The 572-nt window shown below is 32.9% G+C and carries 2 protein-coding genes; one reads left to right on the top strand and one right to left on the bottom strand.

Translation table 11 applies throughout. The annotated features are described in order from the left end of the window. Positions 1-327: baseplate J/gp47 family protein (locus Q3287_RS19435; protein ID WP_407964685.1), on the bottom strand; the 327-nt coding region annotated here is incomplete at its 3' end. Positions 328-387: 60 nt separating this feature from the next. On the opposite strand from Q3287_RS19435, the gene Q3287_RS19430 reads away from it, so the two are divergent. Next, complete coding sequence (locus Q3287_RS19430) at positions 388-444, top strand: (2Fe-2S)-binding protein (protein WP_407964684.1); 57 nt, start codon at positions 388-390, stop codon at positions 442-444. The last annotated feature ends 128 nt before the right edge of the window (positions 445-572 follow it).

The raw sequence follows: 572 nt of genomic DNA, 5'->3' as shown, positions 1-572 counted from the left end.
TCCACCTTTTAAATCTTCTTTATTAGTAACAGATTTAATTCCATTAATAGAACCTAATAGAACAGTTACAGTATTTTGAGATACATTTCCTATAGTTCCAGTTTCTCTACATTCTGCTTTAATATCTACTGTTTCATTTTCTCCTATGCTTTTAGTTTCAAGAAGCTCAAACTCTATACTCTGCTTTTCATCAGTTGCAACAGTAGTTACTACAGTCCCTTTTGCAATGATAGTTCCTTGTACACCTGTAAATGTAATAACTCCAGTAGCCTTAGTTGGTTGATTTTTAAACACTCCCTTGCATTCTCCCAACCACTCTAAATAGATTCCATAAGATGTCTGAGGAAATGCAATCTTTAAATTATTTTGTAATCCTAATTGTTTTAACTGTGCAACTTCTTCTGCCGTAGGTCTTGTTGTATCATATATAAAATCCCCTTCTAGTGTACTCACATCTTGAAAGTTACTTAACATCCTTTCGTGTATTGCTTCCTCATCTTCTGTTAAAAATACTGGTATAGGTAGTTCTCTTTCCATATAATCACCTACCTTTTTATGTTTCCATCTATAGT

It is taken from the genome of Clostridioides sp. GD02404 (assembly GCF_045898275.1).
Lineage (GTDB): Bacteria > Bacillota > Clostridia > Peptostreptococcales > Peptostreptococcaceae > Clostridioides > Clostridioides difficile_A.
Note: the sequence above shows the minus strand (reverse complement) of the source record. Positions and strands in the feature narration are given on the sequence as shown.